Genomic DNA, 21519 nt, shown 5'->3' on the forward strand with positions numbered 1-21519 from the left:
GATAAAAAATGCTTTCGCCACTCCTCTCAGTCGAGACGATATCGCAACAGCGCGGCGATCCCGCCGAGATTCGAGAGCTGTTGTCCGGGGTCGAACTCGCTCGAAAACACGGTCACGTCGCCGCCTTTCTGCTCTGCGGTTTCGATGACCTGGTCGACATCGATATCCCAGTCGCCCTCGCCCTGTCGCGCCGAACGGAGCATCTCGTCGACGACGAGCAACTGTTCGATCGCACCGAACTCCGCCGCTTTTTTGACTGATTCCGGACCATACGCGACTGTCTCTTCGGTCTTCAGTCGCTCCATCAACTCGTCGATGAGCGCCGACTCCTCGGCGATACGGGTCTCGCGCTGGATATCCTCGACTGCGCCGCGTTTGAGCACTTCGTGGACGCCCCGGTCACCGACGGAACTCGTGTCGACTGTCGTGATTCGCTCCGTGAGTTCCGGGCGCTCTTCTTCGATGTAATCGAGCGCATCCTGCTTGGTGAATCCGGGGCCAGCGAGGATGATCGCGTCGGCATCGAGTCGGCCGAGCACGTCGGTGAGTTCGGAAAACAGCTCTGATCGGGGTCTGGCATCGTCGCCCTTTCCAGTCGGGCCGGAGAGGGTCGCTCGCTCCTCCGCTCCGTACTGCTCGATGGTGTGGACGTGTGCCTGTCCTTCCTCGACGGTGGCGACTGCGACTGCCGGGTTGTCCGCCGCCTCGACTGCCGCCTCGATCCGGTCGCGCTGGTCAGGTTTCCAGCGCTTTTCGACCTCCAGTTCGTCGTGTTCCTCCACGTTGAGCGTGTGGTGGTGGCCGAGTTGGTCTTCCCGAGAGCAGTCCTCGATGACCCCGCTCACGCGCAGTCGGTTGGCAAAGCGGGCGAACTCCACGTCCTCGACGGCGAGTTCCGCCCAGATGTGTTCGCGCTCCCCACCCGTATCTCTGAGTTGCTCGTCGTTGCGCTGGATGCGCCGGGTCGTGTCTCCGGCGACCCTGTCGTCGGGTTCGATGACGTGCGCGAGATGCCACAGGTCGTCGACGCTCTCGGGGACGAGCGTCCACCGTTCCCGGCCGCCCTCGACCTGCTGTCGCTGGGCAACGTGCATACCACCCCTCCGACAGCCGTCGGTAAGTGCGTGCTGATATCTGCCCGGTTCACAGTTTTTTATACCGACCCGCCGAACAGTGCTGTATGGCTGGTTCCAGCGTGGGCCCGGGGGAGTGGCTCTGTGCGACACTTCGGGGCGTTCAAACTGCGATGGTGGAAACGGACGAACCGACTGCATTTTCCGAGGCACTCGTCGAGCGCGTCGTGGCAGTCGAGTCACACGCGTTCGCCTGGGTCGGGCGTGTCACCGCAGCGGGCGACCTTCGGACGTACGCGGCTGCGACACCGGGAGAAACCGTCGCAGTAAACCCGGACCTGTCCAGCGACGGGCCGAGTCGCCGTGCGGCCGAGACCGGTGAGACACAGATACACGCAGATATCAGCGGGAACCCCGAGTACGACGTGTTTGCTCGCTACGTCGACGCTCTCCCCGCCACAAACGCCGATACTACCCTCGTCGCAGAGGTCGATGCTGCCTCCGACACAAACGCCGATGCTGCTTCCGTCGCGAGTCTGACCATCCCGGTCGGGGAGCGCCGCGTGCTCACTATCTACACGACGAGTACGGACGTGGACCCACTCGTTCGCGAGATGGCCGACGAACTCGGCGCAGCAGTCGAGTGGGGGTATCGCTCCTTCGAGACGCGGCGGGAACTCGCGCGTGAGCGCGAGCGCCTGGAGTCCGTCAGAAGCGTCGTCTCTCACGACCTCGGCAATCCGATCAATGTCGCCGCGGGGCGACTCTCGCTTGCCGCAGAGGAGTGCGACAGCGAACACCTCGCACACGTCGAACGCGGCCTCGATCAGATCGAGGCGCTCGCCGACGAGACGCTCCAGTTCGTCGAGATGAGCCGCCGAGTACAGCAGCGCGAGCCGATTTCTCTCGCCGCGTGTGCTCGCTCGTGCTGGGCCGAACTGGACACCGGTCGTGGGTCCCTCGATATCTCCGACGCGACTGTCGAGGCTGACCCGGAGCGACTCAGGCGACTCGTCTCGGAACTGTTCGAGAACGCGCTCGTTCACAGCGACGGGTCGGTGACCGTGACTGTCGGCACGCTCTCGGGTCACTCGGGCTTTTTCGTGGCAGACGACGGTCCCGGCATTCCCGAAGGAGAGCGAGCGTACGTCCTCGACAGGGGTTATTCGACGCTCTCGGACCGGGACGGCAACGGGCTTTCGGTCGTGTCCGCAATCGCAGACGCACACGACTGGACGCTCGAACTCGATCACGAGACTGATGGCACGCGCGTCGAGGTCACGACGACGCGCTGGTAATCACTTCAACGGGGACTCCAAATTGTGCCGTACAGTACCACGATATGCGGTACCGCGAGTATCGCACGACTTATTCGTCGGGGGAGTCTATTTAGGGTGTGAGCGAAGATACGGGGCGGCGGAACCTCCGCATGCCCAACGACGACGAGCTGTTCGCGGTCGTGACTGAACACAACGGTGGCAATCACGTCCGCGTGCAGTGTGAAGACGGCGAGTCCCGCATGGGACGAATCCCTGGCCGGATGAAATACCGCATCTGGATCGACGAAGGCGATGTCGTCCTCGTCGAACCGTGGGACTGGCAGGACGAGAAGGCCAACATCGAGTGGCGCTACGACAGCAGGGACGCAGACCAACTCCGCGCCGAAGGCCACATCGAGTGATACTGACGGCTCTATCGAGTGACCGTTCTCTGCGCCAGCACGCGTGATATTCTGCCGCGTTCTTTCCCACCGAGAGTAGCCGGAACCGCGGCGTTGATATGTGTTCGATTGCAGGATCAGGCATGTTCGAGACAGCGCTGCATCTGGGAACCGAGCATCCGAACCTCCTGTGGCTGTTCGTGGCCGGGATGCTCTGCTTTGGCGGCGGACTCGCAGTTGGGCTCGTTTCGAGACTCCGAGATCGATTTTCTGACACAGCGGCCGCGCCAGACGGCGAATAGCTGGACATTCGATCGAACGAAAACCACTATGAACGCAGCACGCAAACTACAGCCATGACCAAGCGTCGTGTCTCACTGCCACCGGCAGCGGCGGAGGGGCTCCGTGAGTTCGTTGCGGAGGTAGACGCGCGGCTTTCCTCCGACGAGAGCACCTGTGACGTCGTCGAGGATGTCCTCGTGGACCTGCACGGCGACCGGGAGGCCTACGAGCGCTGGCAGTCCGGTGAAGACGTTTCCCCTGCCGAGCGCGTTCGGTTGCAGGGATACGACCCCTGTAACGCGACACTCGAAAGTGAATACTACGCCGAAGTCGACCTCGAACCCGAGCAGTTCGAGCAGTCGAAGTACCTCCAGTGGCTGTGGCGACAGTTCGACGCGACGCCGATGGCCGATAACGTCGCCTTCGCACTCGAATTTCGGCAGATGCTCGCCGACCACCTCTTCGAGGAGTGTGGCGACAACTGCCGATTCTTCAAGGGTATCTCGATGACCTACGGGCACAACATCACTCTCGGCGACAACGTCGTCGTCCACGACAACGTCCACCTCGACGACCGCGGGAAACTCACTATCGGCGACCGCGTCTCTATCTCTGACGACACGCACATCTACAGCCACGACCACGACATCGCCGACCAGACCGACGTGCGCAACTATCACACCATCGTCGAGGACGACGTGCGCCTGACATACGACTCGATGGTGCGCGCAGGCGTCCACGTCGGTGAGAACGCCGTGCTGGCGGCGAAATCGGCCGCACAGAAGGACATCCCGGCCCACCACATCGCCGCCGGAACGCCTGCGAAATCCATCGGGATCAAACCCGGTTGGGAGTCGGTCGCAAAACCCCTCGAAGAGGCGAACGTCGACCGGCGGGAACAGCGTCGGATCGAGTACGACATCCCCGACTCGACGGACACCTTCGACGAGTTCCACCGCGATCGGTCGCCACCGGACGCGTGAGGTGTTTCTCCGTCAGTCACTGCATCGATTACCTCCTCTGTTAGGCCGAACGAATAAGCCTGACGACACCAACTAGGAGTAATGCCTCACGTCGCTGTCGTCGGTGGCGGTATCGGTGGCCTCTCTGCGGCACACGAACTCACAGCGCGTGGCTTCGACGTCTCCGTGTTCGAGGCCAACGAGCGCTTCGGCGGCAAGGCCAGGTCCGTGCCGATCGACGACCACCCGACCCCGCTCCACGGCGAGCACGGCTTTCGCTTCTTCCCTGCATTCTACAACCACGTGACTGAGACGATGGGACGCATCCCCGACGGCACTGGCACTGTTGCCGACAATCTCGTCGAGACGGAGGAGACGCTCATCGCGGCAATCGACGGGCCACACCGCCGCGCGAACAGCAAGACGCCCGATTCGCTCCGTGGATGGATCGACGTAATGCAACCAGCGTTTGCCGAGGATCTTCCAAACAGGGACGTTCGATTCCTTCTCGAACGGCTGCTGTATCTGCTGACGTCCTGCGAGAAGCGCCGCGAGCGCGAACTCGACGAGATTTCGTGGTGGGAGTTCATCGACGCGGAAAACCGGTCACAGGCGTTCCGTGACCGACTCGCGTACGCCGTTCAGGCGCTCGTTGCGCTCAGACCCCAGATCGGAAGCGCGCGAACCGTCGGGACCATCTACGCCCAGTTGCTGTTTGGGCAACTCGATCCGACCCGACCGACCGAACAGATACTGAACGGGCCGACCAGCGAGGTTTGGATCGACCCCTGGGTGACGCATCTGGATTCACTCGGCGCGACGCTCCACCGCAACCGTCCGGTCGAGTCGCTCGACTTCGACGGCAACCGGATCACCGCACTCACGCTCGCGGACGGAACGCAGGTTACTGCTGACGACTTCGTGCTGGCCGTCCCGGTCGAGGTCGCACCCTCGTTTGTCACCCCCGCGATGACGCGGGCAGCCCCGGAACTGGGCCGAATCGACCGGCTCGACACCGCCTGGATGAACGGGATCCAGTTCTACCTCTCGGAGGACGTTCGACTCTCCAGGGGTCATCAGGTCTACGCGGACTCCCCGTGGGCGCTCACTTCAATCTCCCAGCGGCAGTTCTGGACTGACTACGACGTCGAAACCCGCGGCGACGAAGCGGTCGAGGGTGTGCTCTCGGTCATCGCCTCCGACTGGGAGACGCCAGGCATCGAGGTCGAAAAACCCGCCAGACGCTGTACCCGCGCGGAGATCACGACAGAGATCTGGACGCAACTGAAGCGCCATCTCAACAGCGAAGGTGAGCAGTTGACCGACGACATGCTTGTCGACTCCTTTCTCGACCCCGCGATCGTCGAGACTGACGACGGCGTCGAAAACCGCTCGCCGCTGCTCGTCAACACTGTCGGCTCGCTGAAACACAGACCACCGGCCGACGTCGGCATCGAGAACCTCACGCTCGCGAGCGACTACGTTCGAACGAACTCGGATCTCGCCTCCATGGAGTCGGCAAACGAGGCTGGCCGCCGGGCCGCAAACGCCATCTTCGAGCGTCACGACCGTCGGGAGCGAGCACAGATCTGGGAACTCTCGGAGCCAGCTATCTTCGAGCCATTCAAGCGCCAGGACCGGATCAGATACCGCCTCGGACTCCCACACCCGGCAACGGTTACGCAGTCGCTCCGGTCGGCAACTCGCCGCCTCTCAGGCTAGCTGGCAGACGCATTCGCGAGTGCGCTCGATACCGGTAGGTCAGGCGATATCGGTTGGGAACGTTCGTCGTCTTGGCGAATCCGCACTCAGTCTGTCACTGGTCAGCGAGATGGCCGCCAGCGTAGCCGCCGATTGCGCCGAGCACAGCGCCAATCAGCGCCCCGATCAGCAGGCCACCACCCAGCAGAACGACCCCTTCGGCACCGACCGTGGTGTCACCGACGACGATACTCCCGTTACTGATCGCGAGCCAGGCAAAGGGTAGCATCAGAGCGCCAGGAACGACCGTGAGCGCGCCGCTCACAGCGCCCAGGGCGACGCGTCCCGACCCACTCCGGTCGAGATAGCTGGCGACGCCGCCACCGAGAATCTGTGAGAGCGGAACGAAGGAGAAGACGATGCTGACGACTGCACCGAGGACGGCGTTCGTCCAGAAACTGCCGACCCGGCCGGAGGCACCGGCTTCGCGACGGCGCTGGTACTGGAGGCCCGCGTAGCCGACGCCGCCCAGTACGAGAATCGCGCCGCTCGCGATCAGTCCCAGCCCTGTCCAGTCGATCGTGGCCGCAGCGACAGTGATCGTCTCGCTCCCTTCCAGAATCCCATCCCGTCCGGCTTCAGTGAACGTTTCGCTCAGCTCTGCGTGGTCGATATTTCGCACGACAACCCCGACGACTGCGAGGAGGCTGCCGATCAACACGATTGCGCCACCGACGAGCCAATCGATGATCGGTGTCACTCCGCCAGGGTCGGACCGTTCGTCTGTGCGATGTTCGAGTGCGTTCTGTGATGAACTCGTCATGCAGACGGTGCTACACTCCCCCTGTCAAAAATCCTGGACACTGCGTTTCTGACGGTGAAACACAGTCTCAGGTCGCTGAACGTGACGGGGTGTCGCGTCTTCGACAGGGCAAGATTCACATATCATGACTCGGTACAGATGCACATGGCAGACATACTTGCGGAGAATCTCTCCGAGAAGGCGGTCATCGGTGACGGCGGGACGGAGATCGGAATGCTGTACAACATCACGATGGATATCGACACTGGACGCCTGCACAATCTCGTCGTGACACCACCAGAGAACGGCTCTGCGCTCGACTTCGAGACCGACGCGTCGGGTCGTTATCTCGTTCCTGTCGGCCGGATCAACGACGTCGACGAACACATCATCATCCAGCAGTAAGGAATGTACGTTCTCGATTCGTCCGCGTTCATCCACGAGTATCACACCGACGAGCAGATCGCATCGATCCCGCTCGTTCGCGAGGAACTCGAAGACGAGAGCGCCTACCGCTTCGACGCGCTCGAAGGCTCCGGGATGCATCTGCACATCCCCGACGCCGAAACCGTCGAGCGCATCGAGCGAGCGGCCCGGGAAACCGGCGACTTCGGCGAACTCTCGCGGACGGACATTCGCCTGATTGCGGCGGCGTTCGAACTCGACAGTCGGCTCGTCACGGACGACTACGCGATGCAAAACGTCGCGGAAAAGTTGAACGTCGACGTGGAGATAATCGCCCGCGACGGCATCGACGAGCAGCGCGAGTGGACGTTCCAGTGTCAGGGCTGTGGCCGCGAGTTCGACGAACAGCACGACCGCTGTCCGATCTGCGGCAGTTCGCTCTCGCGCAAGAACCCCGCCTAACTCACGGCGTCAGGGTTTCGGCCGCTTGTCGATCTCCTCGAACCCTAACTCGACGAGTTGGCGGAGCGTCTCTTCCTCGGTGAGGTCGTATTCGCGAGCGAGGTCGCGTATCTCCCGTGCTCGACTGTCGTCGAACACGACCGAGTACCGAGTGGGCATAGGGATAAATTGTCGAACAAACATATCAATACCCGTCAGACACGAGTCAGACGGGTGCATTTCGCGGATACCGGACCGCCTCCATCGAACGTTACAGCGCTCCAACGGCGTCGAGATACTGGCTCCCGAAGACGAGCGTATTCCAGACAGCGTGGACGACAATCGGGATGACCAGATTGCCGGTGTACTCGTAGAGCGTGCCGAGGACGACGCCGGTGGCGGCGAGGATTGCGATGACGACGAAGATACCGTCAGTTTCCGTCGCCGCGAGCGCGGGATAGTGAATCAGCCCAAAGAGCGCCGACGCGACGAGGATGCCCGGGACGATGCCGTACGCGCGGCGAAACAGCCCCTGAACGACGCCGCGGTAGAGCAGTTCCTCCGCGGGTGCGGTCAACAGAAACTGGACGGGGAGCAAGAGCAGGAACAGTTCGGGATGCTCTCGACCCTGTTCGACCGCGACGTTCTCGGCGGTTTCGACGTCCAGCAGCGAGATGACCAGTTCCGACGCGAGCATCACTGCGAGAAAGATGGCCAGACCGATCCCCATCCAGCGCCAGTCCCGGCGCGTCGGCGACCGAAGCCGGACCAGCCCGCTCTCGGCGTACCACTTGAGGTACGCGACCGGAACGACCAGCGTTCCGAGCAAGCCAAGCACGGTTCCTGTCCCATGAAAGACGACCGGGTTCGACGCCTCGGTCATCTCGACAAGCGCGAGCGTTTCGGTACCGACCGACCGGAACACGCTGCCGACGACCAGCGCGGCGAGGACGACCCCCAGCGCGAGACCGATAGCACGGAGTCGAGTCTCCCAGTCGCTGACTGCGACAAGCGGCGCGTCCGCGGCGAAGGGATGGTCACGTGCCATCGAGTTACTGTCGGTACGGCGAACTCGTTCAAGACCCCACCGATCTCTAGTGGCCGTTCAGCGAGTCACTCGACGACGAGCGTTCGCTTGTCTGCAACGGCGTCGGCCTCCTCGAAGTCGCCGCCGCCGAGCAGGCCGCGCGCAGCGCGCTTGCCCCACTCGACCGCTGGCTGTGTGAACGTCTCGACGTCCGATAACTCGCCGACGAGGATGCAGGCCGCCTCCATTCCATACAGCAACTCGCCGAGGCCGTGCGCGTCAAGCTCGTCGATTTCGATCCGGACGTTCGGCCGGTTCGCCGCGGCGAGACTCGCCTCCGTGGCCTCGAATTCAGCGTCGAGAAGGCGTCCAAGACCTGTTCCGCCGAGATAGGACAAATCTGCGATGTCCGTCTCGGGAATGTCGAGCGACGGTCGCTCTGTCGGGCGAACGAGGGTTACGAGTTTGTCCCGCGGCCCGGCCCGATACAGTTGCAGTTGGGAGTGCTGGTCGGTCGCGCCGAGCGCACGCGCTGGCGTCTGACCACGCCCCTCCTTTCCGAGGCTCTCGGCCCACAACTGGGCGAACCACTCCGCGAACAGTTCCAGCCCTTCGGCGTAGGGCATCATCGCGTTCACCGTCGCGCCGCGCTCGCTCAGCGCGTGCGCGACTGCACCGTAGGCGTAGGCCGGGCAGTCATAGAGCGAGGGCGCAAGCGAGGACGCCGCGGCCGCACCGCCGTCGAGCACACCCTCGATGTCGTGACCCTGAATGGCTGCCGGGACGAGTCCGACTGCCGATAGCGCACAGAACCGACCGGGGACGCCCTCGGGAACCCGAAGCGTGGGAATCCCCTCGCGGTCGGCGAGCGCCCGAAGCGGTCCGGACTCGCCGGTCGTGACGACCGTCCGCTCGGTCCAGTCGACACCAGCATCGGTCATCGCCTCCCGGACGACCAGGAAGTTGGCGAGCGTCTCGGCGGTGGTTCCCGACCGCGAGACGACGTGGACGGCGGTTCTCCCGAGGTCGATGTCATCGAGCAACTGGGCTGTGTGCTCCGGGTCGACGTTGTCGAGCACGTGGTGGCTCGCCTCGCCGGGTCCGAGCGCCGTCGAGATGGTGGCCGCGCCGAGCGCGCTCCCGCCGATGCCGACGGTCAGCACGTGGTCGCTGTCGGCGACTGGCTCCACTGCCGCCCGGATCTGGTCAGGATCGGTTCGCTCGGGGAGGTTCAACGCAGCATAGCCGAAGGTCCCCTCTGAGCGCCCGCTTGCGATGGTTTCGTGTGCCTCTTGCACCTGTTCGTCGAGTTGGTCGAGTTCGTCCTCCGAGATGCCCGGCTCACAGGGCGTGAGCGCGTTGCCGATGTCGATGTTCATATCTGCATCTCACCGGGCATCCTGTTAGACTTCACGATGCGGGCTTTGTCACCCGTCAGCGACCAGTCGCTGGTGCGCGCGACGAGGGGGAGTCGAAACCCCGAAATGGATGACTGTCCAATCGTAGGTATGACCGACGACGCCGACTCGCCCGCCGATGGGCGGTCTGATACCGAGCGCGATGACACGGACGACGCCGAACTCGCCGAACAGTTGTACGGCGTTCCCGACGAATCGTCGGACGATTCCGACGAACCCGAAGGGGTTGAGACAGCCACGTCTGATCCTGATGGGTCGTCCGAACCGACGCCGCCAGGCGAAACCGACGGATCTGACGACGCCGAATCAGACGAGTCGAAGGGGCCGGAAGACGTTCCGTTCGGTCCGGGTGGTGGCGGTGGCTCACTCCCCGCAGATGCGCCGATCTCTGACTCGGACGAACCGCCAGAACCCGAACACGGTCTCTTTTACGTGAAATACGCAGAAGGCGTCTCTGCGACGCTGCACGAGGTCAACACTGGGCAGATCTACACACTTATCGAGAATCCCGACTTCGAGCAGCACGAAATCGTCGAGGCGTCGCTGATAGCACAGCCTCCGATGGAGGTGTCCTACACCATCAACGATATCGAATCGCGGCGGACTGTTCCGGTCGAGACCAGCCCCGAATCACCGACGACGCAGGTCACCAATATTGCGGGCGACATGGAACCCGGACAGGCGGTCGCGATCGACCGCGAGGGCGAGGGCGAAATCCACATTCTCCGGGTCGAGTCCGATCAGGTGGACCAGACCGCAGACGAGCTCCCCGACGACGAGATGACCTACAAGAACGCGGCACGCTACGGGATGGACCGGGTCGAGATCCGGACCGACGAGGAGACTGGCGTCGTCGCGATCCGGTATCTGCCCTGAACCGCGAGCAGAGACGCTGCGCTGAAGAAATCGGTCCGGCGAAATCGGTGTTCCGTTCGGCGGTTTTCGTCGCCGCAAAGAGGAAGGCTTATTCCGACCCCTCTCACAAGCACGACCATGAGCCGACGGGTACAGATCGACGATCTCCCTTACGAGGAATACTCGAATCGCCAGCTTGCGGCGGTGCCGCTGGCGATTCTTGGGATTGCACTCCTCGTTCTTCTCGGTGCGTACTTCATGACTGGATCACCCGTCGATCTCGGTCTCGCATTCACGGGCGGCACAGAGATACGGGTCGAAGCAGATGTCGGCAGTGGAGCAATACAGGACCAGTTCGAGAGCGCGGAACTCTCGGTGGAGTCAGTCCAGTCTGTCGGTCTCGGACAGTCTGACGAGTATCTCGTGACGACACAGGAAACAGGGGCGGACGCGATCAGTGAGTTCGAGCGCGTTGCGGAGGGGGCGGGGTATGACGTGTTGAGTACCGAGATCAGGTCTGCGACGTTCGGGTCGGACTCCCAGCGGCAGGCGCTGATCGGCGTCGTGATCGCCTTTATCGGGATGAGTCTGCTCGTGGCGCTCATGTTCCGGTCGTTCATTCCGAGTCTGGCGATTGTCGCCTCGGCGTTCTCCGATCTCATGATCCCGCTCGCGCTGATGAGTCTCATGGGAATCGAACTCGGACTGGGGACAGTCGCCGCGTTGCTGATGCTTATCGGTTACAGCGTGGACTCGGACATCCTGTTGAACAACCACGTCCTGAAGCGCCACGGCGGATTCTACGAGAGCGCGTCGCGAGCGATGCGAACCGGTATCTCGATGACAGTCACGTCCATCGCCGCGATGGTCGTGATGTACCTGATGGCGAGGCTATTCGGGATCCCGCTGTTGCCCCAGATTGCGCTCGTGCTGGTCTTCGGACTCGTCGCTGACCTGGTGAACACCTACATGATGAACATCAGTCTGCTTCGCTGGTACAAGTACGAGGGGGTCAACCGATGATCGACGTTCGCGACAACTGGCGGATTCTCCTGCTTGTCGTACTGTGTGTTCTCTCTGCAGTCGCGCTGTTTGCCCCGTTCCTCGACGACGGTGGCTCCTTCGGGGAGGGCAACGAGGAGTTCGTCTCCGATCCGACGAACCTCCAGTACGGTCTCGAACTCTCGGGCGGTGCGCGCGTCCGCGGGCAACTCGACGGGTTGCTCGTCGAGGATCTGCCCATCGCGCCGAACGACCAGCGGGACGTGTTACGCACGGTCGCGAGCGAACTCGAGATCGAACAGTTCGACGTACAGGTTCGCCTGCAGGACCAGCAGAGCGGGAGCGTCGAGGTGTTCGCGGACAACGTCACCCGTGACCAGATGGCGGCTGCGCTGCAATCGGCCGGATTCGACGTGTCTGCCAGCGACGTGACTCGCGGTGTCACCGAACAGACGATAGAGAACGCGGTCGATACGCTGTCGAGTCGGATCGACGAAACCGGGTTCCAGGGCGGTCAGGTCACCACCGTCAGTTCGCTCGGCGGCGAAACGTTCATCGTCGCAGAGGCTCCCGGTGTCAACCGGACGGAACTGCAGGAACTCATCGGTGAGCCCGGGCGCGTGCAACTCAAGGTCGGGTACCCAGGCGAGAACGGCACCTACGTGACGAATCCGTTGCTCGACGCACAGGACTTGCAGGACATCCAGAATGCGAGTCCGCCGACACAGAACATTCCAAACGACCACGTTCCGGTCCGACTCACGGACGATGCCGGGGAGCGGTTTCAGGACGAACTGAATACGCACGGCTTCACCGACCCGAACCGTGCTGGGTGTACCTGGCCGCAGAACATGGAAAGCGGCGGCCCGTGTCTGTTGACCGTCGTCGACGGTGAGATAATCCACGGGTCCGGTATCGCCCCGACCCTTGCGGAGACGATCCGAACTCAGCAGTTCGCCGCAAACCCGTCATTCGTCATGCAGACGGGCACGTTCGAGGAGGCACAGAACCTCGAAATCAACCTCCGCTCGGGGTCGCTCCCGACGGAACTGACAATCGAGACGTCCTCCTTTATCTCCCCGAGTCACGCCCAGTCGTTCAAGGCGCTGGCGGTGCTGACCGCACTCGGCGCGTGGATCGGCGTCTCGCTCGTCGTGTACTTCTGGTACCGAGACGTGCGCGTCGCCATCCCGATGTTGCTCACCGCCGCCGCGGAGGTGTTCCTCCTGCTTGGCTTCGCCGCGACCATCGGCCTCGCTATCGACCTCTCTCACATCGCGGGCTTCATCGCGGTCATCGGGACGGGACTCGACGACCTGATCATCATGGCCGACGAGATATTACAGCGGCAACAGCGGGTCGAAACCGGCAAGATTTTCCAGAACCGGTTCCGGAAAGCCTTCTGGGTCATCGGGATGGCGGCGGCGACGACCATCATCGCGATGAGTCCGCTCGCGGTGTTGAGCCTCGGGGAGCTGCAGGGCTTTGCCATCGTGACCATCGCCGGTGTGCTCATCGGCGTGGGCATCACGCGCCCGGCCTACGGTGACATCCTGCGACACCTGATGCTCGACGACGTGAAGCGGAAGTAAGCAAAGCTGTCTGTTCGCGTTTTGCACCACACTCGTCGACCGACCGCCGCTCACTCGCTCGATTTTGCTCGCACCAGCCGTTCGATACCCGCCTCGAACGAGACTGTCGGCTCGTATCCGAGTCGCTCCCGCGCCTTCTTGATGTCTGCGACTGAGTGACGGATATCCCCCGGGCGTGGCTCGTCGTATTTCGGCGCCTTGTCGCTTCCGAGCGCGTCGTTTATCGTTTCCACGAGTTCGTTGATTGTGGTTCGCTCTCCGCGAGCAACGTTGCAGATCTCGCCGGAGACGTCGCGTTCGGCGGCACGGATGTTTGCGTCGACAACGTCGTCGACAGAGACGAAGTCGCGGGACTGCTCTCCGTCGCCGAAGATGGTGGGACGCTGTCCGTCGGCCATCAACTCGATGAACTTCGGAATGACGGCGGCGTAGGCTCCCGACGGGTCCTGTCGCGGCCCGAAGACGTTGAAATACCGGAGCGCCACCGTCTCGATACCGTACAGATCCGCACACTGCATCGCGAGTTCCTCGGTGTAGCGCTTCGAGAGGGCGTACGGCGATTCCGGGTCGACTGGTTCGGTTTCGACTTTCGGGAGCGACCCGGAGGACCCGTACACCGCAGCGGAGGACGCGACCACCACAGATTCGACGTCTGCGGTTCGTGCGGCGTCGAGTACTGTCGCTGTCCCTGTACAGTTCACGTCGGTTGGCGTCGTGGGGTCTTCGATGCTCTGTGGAACCGAGGAGACTGCCGCCTCATGGAACAGATAATCGACGCCGGTCGTGACGGTCTCGATTGTTTCGCCGTCTCGGATGTCCCCTTCAGTCAGGGAGAACCGGTCGTTCGCTCTGAACGACTGGAGGTTGTGCCGGGACCCGGTGTCGAAGTTGTCGAGTCCCCGAACCTCGTAGCCCCTGTCGAGGAGTTCGGCCGCGAGATGCGATCCGATGAATCCGGCGACGCCCGTCACCAGCGCGCGTTTCATACCGGTAGTGTGAGTGATAATCGGTTGAGTGTGTCGGCTCCGAGCCGTGACCCGCACGCTTATTCCAGATGGCATCCAAACGCGGGTGGATGCTGGTTTCGGTCGTCATCTGTACGCACTCGATGCGCCGATACGACGACGTCACCGACGCAATCGAGAGTGTTCGCACACAGACCTACGACAACGTCGAGACTGTGGTGGTGGTCGACGGCAACGAACCGCTGTGTGACCGCCTGTGCCGTGAGTACGACGACCTGGCTGACTGTCTGGTCCACTGTAACGACGACAATCGTGGGGTCTCTGCCAGCCGAACGATCGGTGCGCGCCTGGCCTCGGGCGATGTCGTCGCCTTTCTCGACGACGACGCGATTGCAGAACCGGACTGGGTCAAGCGTCTCGTCGACGTCTACGAGCAGACGGACGCGATTGCGGTCGGCGGACGGATGACCGGTGAGTGGCTTGCCGGACGGCCGTGGTATCTCCCCGCGGAGTTCGACTGGCTCGTCGGCGTCACCCATCCCGGATTTGCCGAGGCGGGCGCCGAGATTCGGAACACGTTCGAGTCGAACATCTCCTTTCGGCGGGAGCCGTTTCTCGAACTGGGCGGGTTCGACCCGGCGTTTGGCCCCGACGCCGAGTCCTATCGACACTCCGAGGGCGCTGAACTCGGCACACGACTGCAGGCGGAGTTCGGACGCGGCGTGGTGTACGAACCCGATGCCGTCGTGTCTCACAAGGTGTTCGAACACCGGACGAACCTCTCGTGGCTACTGCATCGGGCGTTCAAACAGGGCGTCTCGAAGCGACAACTTGCAGACCGACAGAAAGACTCGAACGGGTCGGAGTCGGCCTATCTCCGTGACCTGCTGACCGTTCACGTCCCGAACCGGTGTCGCTCGTTCGTCCGCTCGCGTTCACCGGTCGAACTCGGCCGAGCGCTCATGATTCTGGTGTTCACTGCGACGGTTGGGCTTGGCTATCTGTGGGCGCTGGTCACGAATCGGTGATCCGCTGGCGTGAGAAGGGACATATTTCAGTCACGAACACGGAGAGCAGACTGATGGTCGACGACGAGGTACTGGTGGTGACGCATCCGCTCGCACCGGCGAGTGAGAGCCATGTCGAGGCACTGCTCGATATCATCGGCGCGGTCACGTCCGTCGCACTCGTGACGACGAATCTCTCGAACGACTCGGACATTCGAGCGCGCCACGAGGTCATGGAGATATCCGACGAGGGCGTCGGGGAGTCAATCCTCGTCGCGGCGCTTCGATTCGTCCTCAATCAGTTTCGGATGTGTCGAACGATTCACCGTCGTGACGAGGACGTAGTGCTCTTTTTCGGAGCGACATCGTATCTGGTGCCGATCCTCTTTGCCCGACTTCGCGGTCGGACGGTCGTGCTTCAGCCCCGCGGAAACGTCCCGCTCACGCTTCGCCTCCAGTGGGAACAGCGCGTTCCGTCGCCGCTTGCTCGCGCCCTCGCTGGACTCGTGTGGGGGCTGGAACGACTCGGCTATCACGCCGCCCACGCGATCGTCACCTACACCGAGTCGATGGCGTCGGAACTCTCCTTGGATTCGTTCTCGTCGAAGCTGTATCCACACGGCGCGCGCTACATCGACACCGATCAGTTTCGGCCGCTGCGCGCCTTCGAGAACCGGGACAGACGCGTTGGCTTTCTCGGGCGACTCGACGAGGAGAAAGGCGTCCGGACGCTCGCGGCCGCGGCGAAGCGACTCCCGGAGGACGTGACCTTCCGGTTCATCGGGGACGGCGACCTGCGGCCGTGGCTCGAAGACGAACTCGCGGACGAGATCGACTCCGGGCGGGTGGAGGTGCCCGGCTGGGTCGACCACGACGACGTGCCGGACCAGTTGAGCGACCTGCGATTGCTCGTGTTGCCCTCACAGCCGACGGAGGGGTTGCCCACCGTCATTCTCGAATCGCTCGCCTGCGGAACGCCCGTGCTTGCGACGCCAGTCTCCGGGGTTCCCGACGTCGTTCGTGAGGGCGAAACCGGATTCTTGCTGGACTCGCTTTCTCCCGACGAACTTGCGACTCGCTGCCAGCAGATTCTGGACCGGGAGGACCTGGATACGGTCAGCGAGCAGGGTCGCGAACTCATCCTCGAAGAGTTTAGCTTCGAGGCTGCCGTCGGGAGATACGAGCAGTTTCTGTCGTCGCTCGATACAGCCTAACCGTCGAGCGGTGTCGGTTCTGTTAGGTCTGTCAGCGGCTACGGAGCGAAGCGTTCTTTGTACTGGTTGTGTAACGAGGACGTGCGCGCGGGTAGCCGAGCCAGGCCAAAGGTGCAGCGCTTAGGACGCTGTCCCGTAGGGGTCCGCCGGTTCAAATCCGGTCCCGCGCATGAGCGAACGCAGTGAGCGAAGAGCAGGAGCGGATTTGAACTACGCGAGACGAACGCAGTGAGTCTCGCACCGAGTTCAAATCCGGTCCCACGCACTCAAAATTCACTCGAATCTTGCGGTTTTGCTTGTGTATACAAACAGAAACGCAGACCGAAACGAACGCTGTGCCAGTGAAATAAAATCCGCTTGCAGCATCAAAATCGCGCCCAGCCGAACGGGGAACCGATGTTATTCATTTTCAACGTGATCGTAGAGTGCCCCGAATATTTCGTGGAACTTCTCGTTCTTTGATGGGAAGAGATACATACCGACATACTGCCTACCTTCCGGATTCACAATAATGACAGCATTCGCACCGTCCAGAAGGTAATCACAGCCGTTCCCATCGAAGAACGGTTCCGTGAGCAACTCTCCGTGCTGTAGATTCGAGTACACATCAAGAACGTCACCGTCATCAGTCGTTACTTGAGTCCCCTGAAGTTGGATCTCGTAGAGAAGATCTCCTTTCTCGCCTTCGTCAGCTATCTGAACGCGTCGGCCTGCACTGACGTAGTCTGTGCCATCATCACGCCGATCCCAGATCTCATCGGTTGGGCCAGCCGCGTATCCGTCGGTGGAGACGAAATATAGAGCCGTGTCATCAGCTATACTGATGCTGAGAAGATCCCAATACTCATTCTCAGTCCCGGAATCTGTCACTTCTGCTTCAACGACGTTGCCACCTTCAATAGTTTCTAAAGTAGAATGGATTTCAGCGTCATACCCAACGGTGTTCACCCAAACAGTGTCATCGAACTTTAGATCGTACAGGCACATCCGTCTGGCTTCGTCAGCAAAACTGATCACCCGATAACGACTTTCGATAGTCTGAGAACGACCCGTTTGTCCTGTCGTTGTGCTTCGTTGTTGGTCTCTAGAATCGCTTTCAATCCGGGTAGCTGAGAGAGTGGCATCAGTGCCTTCTGTCAGGGCCGCATCGATAGCTTTGATGTCTGTGAGGGTAATGACATCGCTTTCACGTTCGAATGCCGCGTTGCGAGCGGCATCTTTTACAACTCCCTCTAAGTCTGCAGCGGAGTAGTCCACTGCGTTTTCTGCAATAACGTCCAGGTTCTCCGTTGCTATCTTGTAGGAACGCTGTTTGAGCTGTGCCTCCAGAATATCTGCACGAGCGTCTCTATCGGGGAGTCCAACCTCGATCTTGCGGTCGATCCGGCCGTTTCGCATCGCGGCCTCGTCTAGTTCGTCAAAACGGTTCGTCGCACCAACGAACACGACATTGTGTTCTTCCGTCTCCGCGAGATGGTTCAGAAACTCATTAACCACCTTATTGTCCTCCTGATGTTTACTGCCTTGGTTATCACGCTTTGACAGAACGGAATCAAGTTCATCGAGGAATATGAGCGCGCCCCCCTCCTGACTCGCCTGCATCTTCGCCTCGGTAAACAACTGTTCAACTTTTTGTGCACTCTCATTCAGCCACTTCGATTGTATTTCGGATCCGCTAATTTTGACAAATGGAAGCCCGAGGTCTGTCGCCAGCGCCTTGGCAATGTAGGTTTTGCCCGTTCCCGGTGGGCCGTAGAACAAGATATTCGGTGCGGTGATGCCCAACTTTTCGGCTTTTCCACGATGCTCCTTGAGTGGAAAAATCACGTCTTTTTTCAACTTCCCCTTGAGTTGTTCCATTCCACCAACATCATCCATAGAGACGCCTGTTTGATACTGCCAATCGAAGTCCGTACTGTCAGTTTCGTCTATCATGTTATTGTTTTGTGTGTGATTTTGGTTCAGAGATACCGTTTATTGTTGTACACAAGAAGTGATGCGTATCCGATTGTGAGTTCTCTGCAGACATACTTAGTTGAAGATTCGGGCGTGTCTGGCTTCATGACACTCACGACAAAGTGTTCGAAGATTCTGCAACTCGTCCGATCCATCTCGAGATCGAGGGAGAACGTGGTCAGCGTGTATTTCAGCGTTGCCGTTTGAACCACCGCTGGCACCGCAGTTCACACAGGTATACCCGTCTCGTTCGTACACTTGCTTCCGAATTACGTCCCAATTCTTTGACTTCGGCGGGGCCTCTGAGGATGAGTCCTCAGAGATTGGACTAGTACCCAGTAGGAACGGGAACAATTGTGCCGGAGTGTATAACCGAGACGCGCGGAGATAGAGGGCACGTCGGTCTTCATTCCACAAAAACCGAAGCTTGAGACTGTTTTCGTACCCTCCGCGCATGAAGAGGATCAACCGAGTCCCGACGCTCCAGTTCTTCCAGAAGCCAAAAATGAACGCACGAACGATGTACTGTATCGGGAAGATCAACAATAGATAGATCGGCCAAAAAATTGCGTGTACCACAACGGTGCCTCTACTAGAATCCTGTTTGAGATCGGAATACTCGTACGCCGCCCGGGAATTATTCGGCGCCGATTTTACTGTTATTCGTTTAATAGAGAATTCCGTGCCAGAATTGTGTCGCTTATTCGGGGATGAATCCGACATGTCGAACGACCCAATCGACTCTGATCCATCCGTCACATCATCGGGTGCCATTATGAAGGTATATATACTCGATTCCTTAGACAATATAATACACTCGGTGCCAGTAATAGTAGCCGCTAATTGATGGAAACCGTCTCGATGAGGATTTGAAGCAGGGGACGGAGCGAAGCGAGGTTTCATCCGGTTCAAATCCGGTTCCACGCATAGCGAGGTGCGACCGCAGGGAGCACCTCGGGAGGCGAGCGGGGAGTGAAACGACCTGCGAGCCACTTCGTTTTCGTGTGAACATAGTGAGCGAAGAGCAGGAACAGATTTGAACTACGCGAGACGAACGCAGTGAGTCTCGCACCGAGTTCAAATCCGGTCCCGCGCCCTGTTCCGGAACCGACAGCTACACTTTTCCCCGGACGTTCGTGACAGACAGTGATGTTCGAGAACACGTCCCCGTTTCAGACATCGCATGAAGGCGGTACGGTGAACCGGCGACCCCTTCCGGATGGTGGTACTGACGAGGAGACGGTGTATCTCCGCTATGGCGATAGCGCAGATGCCGTGGGTGAACCAGACAAGGTCTTCGCTCGCATCGGTGACGACACGTACGCGCTGGTGCCGGAGACCGCTCTCGGCTGGTCTATCGTCGAGCAAAACGAGGTCGAACCCGGTGTGGTGAACCTCGGGCCGCTCGAAGGCGAACCGCTGGGTATGTTGCGCAAGGAACTGGACTACGTCGAACTCGACGAACTGGCGGAAGCGATCAACGAGGGAACGGACTTCTCTACCGAGGAGAGTACGGTACTGCTGCTGTACGAGGGCTTCGAGATGGAACCCTCCGAGATTGCGGCGACGACCGACCTCTCTGAGGAGGCCGTCCAGTCGCGCCTGCAGGGGATCTACGACGAGTACAGCCTCGACCGCCTCGTCGATATCGTCTGTGAACAGACGGATCTCTCGCGAGACGACGCCCGTGCGTTCGTGCTCGCGGATGGGTTCGGCCTCTCGTCCGAGGAGGTCGCTGCAGAACTCGACATCTCGGCAGACACCGCTGAGGAGCGACTCGACCGCATCCGCACGGAGTATGACGATATCGACGTTGCGGACCTGCTGTTCGGGCAGAACTGAACCGGCCGTTCGTCGGGACGCTCTTCTCGCCGCCTCTCCGCTTTGCGTGAGCGAGCAGGCGAGGGATTACTCCGCTTCGACCGCGGCACCGCGTGAGTTTATCTTGACGCTTCGGAGTCCCTGCTTTGCTTTCTGTTTGGAGGAGTACCCCTGGCCACAGTCCGCGATGATGTTGCCGTTTTCGTGGCGGAGTCGCCAGCGCCATTCTTCTGCGCTGTCCTGGTATATCTCGAAGGTGGCGTTGCTCCCGCCCTCCTCGTTGTCGACCGTTTCGTCCCGGGACTGGTCGACGACGTGGCCGCCCGCTGCGTTTCGCTTGACGCTTTCGAGGCCCTGCTCTGCGCTCTGTCTGGACTCGTAGCCCTGGCCGCTGTCAGCGATGATGTTGCCGTTATCGTGGCGGAGTCGCCAGCGGAATTCCTCAGCGGTGTCTTCGTACAGCTGGAAGGTCGCCTTGCTCTCCGCTGCGTCGGTATCGACCGTTTCCGCTTCCGTCTCCTCTTCCCACGCCATCCCAATTTCGAGGACGAGTTCGCCGTCTTCACGCTCGATTTCTACGTCGAGGTCGGCTTCCGTCGGTGGGTCGAACGCCACGGTCTGTTCGTCGTTGACCGGAACCTTCTCGCCGCGGCCCAGGCGTCGGGCGATTCGGCGGAAGAACGTCGAAATACCTCGACGGCTTCGCGTCTCCTCGGATTCGTGGACTGTCTCTTCTGGCATACACGTAGTTGTCTCGGAGAGCACATATAATGGTACGCCCGCATTCTCTGGTGGTGTTTAGTTACGTGATTGTTGAATCGAAGAACCAGAAAGCCCACGCGCTCTCCCTGTGGTTGATGCAGGGTGCATTACAGCGAGGAAAGCGACAGTGATACGCGACGAACTGATCCCAGTCCGTCATCGCACCACCTCGGAGGTTTTTTAATCCCTCAGAATAGCTGGCAGAGGGCGAGGCCGCCATCCCGATACGGGATGAATCGACTCGTTTGAGGGAGAATTCCGGAACCGGGAAAACGGGGATTACGGGCGGTACGAGGTTGTTACTCCTCGTTTCGACTACCCCAATTACGACGGCAAAAATAACAGTGGACTCGCCGGGATTTGAACCCGGGGCCTTCCCCGTGCCAGGGGGATGATCTACCGCTGATCTACGAGCCCGCACACGTCGGTTTCACGTCCGCTTGTTTAAACCTGTCGTACCGTCTACGTCAGACACGAGAACCACACAACGGATCGTGATTTCGAGAGTTGATAGCACGGCCGGAACCTCTAAAAGAACACGTACCGTGTGTCCTACAAGATACCAGACCGCATC

At 60.8% G+C, this 21519-nt stretch carries 22 protein-coding genes and 2 tRNA genes; 14 read left to right on the forward strand and 10 right to left on the reverse strand.

Features of this window, described 5'->3' with window-relative positions; all coding sequences use genetic code 11:
• Positions 1 to 26 precede the first annotated feature (26 nt).
• Positions 27 to 1094, reverse strand: a complete 1068-nt coding sequence (locus tag ACMGFL_RS05975; protein WP_436934622.1) for an mRNA surveillance protein pelota — start codon at positions 1092 to 1094, stop codon at positions 27 to 29.
• Between the two features lie 86 nt (positions 1095 to 1180).
• Here ACMGFL_RS05975 and ACMGFL_RS05980 point away from each other — a divergent pair, with 86 nt between their 5' ends.
• The 5 genes from ACMGFL_RS05980 (at position 1181) to ACMGFL_RS06000 (ending at position 5699) form a co-directional block, all read left to right on the forward strand.
• Positions 1181 to 2371: a sensor histidine kinase gene (locus ACMGFL_RS05980; RefSeq protein WP_436934623.1), complete on the forward strand. Its 1191-nt coding sequence runs from the start codon at positions 1181 to 1183 to the stop codon at positions 2369 to 2371.
• A gap of 98 nt (positions 2372 to 2469) precedes the next feature.
• Positions 2470 to 2754 carry a translation initiation factor eIF-1A gene (gene eif1A / locus ACMGFL_RS05985; protein WP_436934624.1) on the forward strand — a complete coding sequence of 95 codons (285 nt, stop codon included), beginning with the start codon at positions 2470 to 2472 and terminating at the stop codon, positions 2752 to 2754.
• A 122-nt stretch (positions 2755 to 2876) separates the two neighbouring features.
• Positions 2877 to 3035, forward strand: a complete 159-nt coding sequence (locus tag ACMGFL_RS05990; RefSeq protein WP_436934625.1) for a hypothetical protein — start codon at positions 2877 to 2879, stop codon at positions 3033 to 3035.
• Positions 3036 to 3089: 54 nt separating this feature from the next.
• A complete protein-coding gene (locus ACMGFL_RS05995; RefSeq protein ID WP_436934626.1) occupies positions 3090 to 3998 on the forward strand; it encodes an acyltransferase in 909 nt (302 codons plus the stop codon).
• Positions 3999 to 4079: 81 nt separating this feature from the next.
• Complete coding sequence (locus tag ACMGFL_RS06000) at positions 4080 to 5699, forward strand: hydroxysqualene dehydroxylase (protein WP_436934627.1); 1620 nt, start codon at positions 4080 to 4082, stop codon at positions 5697 to 5699.
• A 94-nt stretch (positions 5700 to 5793) separates the two neighbouring features.
• Here ACMGFL_RS06000 and ACMGFL_RS06005 read toward each other — a convergent pair whose 3' ends face one another.
• Positions 5794 to 6501, reverse strand: coding sequence for a DUF5518 domain-containing protein (locus ACMGFL_RS06005; RefSeq protein ID WP_436934628.1), 708 nt, complete (start codon positions 6499 to 6501; stop codon positions 5794 to 5796).
• A 144-nt stretch (positions 6502 to 6645) separates the two neighbouring features.
• Here ACMGFL_RS06005 and ACMGFL_RS06010 point away from each other — a divergent pair, with 144 nt between their 5' ends.
• Both ACMGFL_RS06010 and ACMGFL_RS06015 read left to right on the forward strand, forming a co-directional pair.
• Complete coding sequence (locus ACMGFL_RS06010; RefSeq protein WP_436934629.1) at positions 6646 to 6885, forward strand: PRC-barrel domain-containing protein; 240 nt, start codon at positions 6646 to 6648, stop codon at positions 6883 to 6885.
• Positions 6886 to 6888: 3 nt separating this feature from the next.
• On the forward strand, positions 6889 to 7347 hold the full coding sequence (locus ACMGFL_RS06015) for an NOB1 family endonuclease (protein WP_436934630.1): 459 nt from the start codon (positions 6889 to 6891) through the stop codon (positions 7345 to 7347).
• Between the two features lie 9 nt (positions 7348 to 7356).
• Here ACMGFL_RS06015 and ACMGFL_RS06020 read toward each other — a convergent pair whose 3' ends face one another.
• The 3 genes from ACMGFL_RS06020 to ACMGFL_RS06030 form a co-directional block, all read right to left on the reverse strand.
• On the reverse strand, positions 7357 to 7506 hold the full coding sequence (locus tag ACMGFL_RS06020) for a CopG family transcriptional regulator (RefSeq protein ID WP_436934631.1): 150 nt from the start codon (positions 7504 to 7506) through the stop codon (positions 7357 to 7359).
• Positions 7507 to 7597: 91 nt separating this feature from the next.
• Positions 7598 to 8374 carry a CPBP family intramembrane glutamic endopeptidase gene (locus ACMGFL_RS06025; protein ID WP_436934632.1) on the reverse strand — a complete coding sequence of 259 codons (777 nt, stop codon included), beginning with the start codon at positions 8372 to 8374 and terminating at the stop codon, positions 7598 to 7600.
• Between the two features lie 65 nt (positions 8375 to 8439).
• Positions 8440 to 9732: a phosphoglucose isomerase-related protein gene (locus ACMGFL_RS06030; protein WP_436934633.1), complete on the reverse strand. Its 1293-nt coding sequence runs from the start codon at positions 9730 to 9732 to the stop codon at positions 8440 to 8442.
• Between the two features lie 129 nt (positions 9733 to 9861).
• On the opposite strand from ACMGFL_RS06030, the gene ACMGFL_RS06035 reads away from it, so the two are divergent.
• From ACMGFL_RS06035 to ACMGFL_RS06045, 3 genes are all read left to right on the forward strand, one after another.
• Positions 9862 to 10647, forward strand: coding sequence for a DUF5812 family protein (locus ACMGFL_RS06035; RefSeq protein WP_436934634.1), 786 nt, complete (start codon positions 9862 to 9864; stop codon positions 10645 to 10647).
• 117 nt (positions 10648 to 10764) lie between these two features.
• Complete coding sequence (secF, locus tag ACMGFL_RS06040) at positions 10765 to 11649, forward strand: protein translocase subunit SecF (RefSeq protein ID WP_436934635.1); 885 nt, start codon at positions 10765 to 10767, stop codon at positions 11647 to 11649.
• Positions 11646 to 13220: a preprotein translocase subunit SecD gene (locus ACMGFL_RS06045; RefSeq protein ID WP_436934636.1), complete on the forward strand. Its 1575-nt coding sequence runs from the start codon at positions 11646 to 11648 to the stop codon at positions 13218 to 13220. The genes secF and ACMGFL_RS06045 overlap by 4 nt, the downstream gene beginning before the upstream one ends.
• A 50-nt stretch (positions 13221 to 13270) precedes the next feature.
• Here the strand turns inward: ACMGFL_RS06045 and ACMGFL_RS06050 are convergent, their stop codons facing one another.
• Positions 13271 to 14206 (reverse strand): GDP-mannose 4,6-dehydratase, encoded by a 936-nt coding sequence (locus ACMGFL_RS06050; RefSeq protein ID WP_436934637.1) that lies wholly within the window; start codon positions 14204 to 14206, stop codon positions 13271 to 13273.
• An 89-nt stretch (positions 14207 to 14295) separates the two neighbouring features.
• On the opposite strand from ACMGFL_RS06050, the gene aglG reads away from it, so the two are divergent.
• The 3 genes from aglG to ACMGFL_RS06065 all read left to right on the forward strand — a co-directional run bounded on the left by aglG (position 14296) and on the right by ACMGFL_RS06065 (position 16576).
• The gene (gene aglG / locus ACMGFL_RS06055; RefSeq protein ID WP_436934638.1) at positions 14296 to 15213 is read left to right on the forward strand and encodes a glucosyl-dolichyl phosphate glucuronosyltransferase; all 918 of its coding nucleotides are present in this window, start codon (positions 14296 to 14298) and stop codon (positions 15211 to 15213) included.
• A gap of 53 nt (positions 15214 to 15266) precedes the next feature.
• A complete protein-coding gene (locus ACMGFL_RS06060; protein ID WP_436934639.1) occupies positions 15267 to 16406 on the forward strand; it encodes a glycosyltransferase family 4 protein in 1140 nt (379 codons plus the stop codon).
• 85 nt (positions 16407 to 16491) lie between these two features.
• Positions 16492 to 16576 (forward strand) — tRNA-Leu (locus ACMGFL_RS06065).
• A gap of 229 nt (positions 16577 to 16805) precedes the next feature.
• Here ACMGFL_RS06065 and ACMGFL_RS06070 read toward each other — a convergent pair.
• Positions 16806 to 18341: an ATP-binding protein gene (locus ACMGFL_RS06070; protein WP_436934640.1), complete on the reverse strand. Its 1536-nt coding sequence runs from the start codon at positions 18339 to 18341 to the stop codon at positions 16806 to 16808.
• Positions 18342 to 18437: 96 nt separating this feature from the next.
• Complete coding sequence (locus tag ACMGFL_RS06075) at positions 18438 to 19265, reverse strand: HNH endonuclease (RefSeq protein ID WP_436934641.1); 828 nt, start codon at positions 19263 to 19265, stop codon at positions 18438 to 18440.
• 246 nt (positions 19266 to 19511) lie between these two features.
• Here ACMGFL_RS06075 and ACMGFL_RS06080 point away from each other — a divergent pair, with 246 nt between their 5' ends.
• Entirely contained in the window at positions 19512 to 20204 is a 693-nt protein-coding gene (locus tag ACMGFL_RS06080) for a sigma factor-like helix-turn-helix DNA-binding protein (RefSeq protein WP_436934642.1), read from the forward strand.
• Positions 20205 to 20270: 66 nt separating this feature from the next.
• On the opposite strand, the gene ACMGFL_RS06085 is transcribed toward ACMGFL_RS06080, so the two are convergent.
• Positions 20271 to 20924 (reverse strand): HVO_2922 family protein, encoded by a 654-nt coding sequence (locus ACMGFL_RS06085; protein ID WP_436934643.1) that lies wholly within the window; start codon positions 20922 to 20924, stop codon positions 20271 to 20273.
• A gap of 366 nt (positions 20925 to 21290) precedes the next feature.
• Positions 21291 to 21362, reverse strand: a tRNA-Ala gene (locus ACMGFL_RS06090).
• Positions 21363 to 21519: the final 157 nt, after the last annotated feature.

It is taken from the genome of Halovenus marina (assembly GCF_051414115.1).
Lineage (GTDB): Archaea > Halobacteriota > Halobacteria > Halobacteriales > Haloarculaceae > Halovenus > Halovenus marina.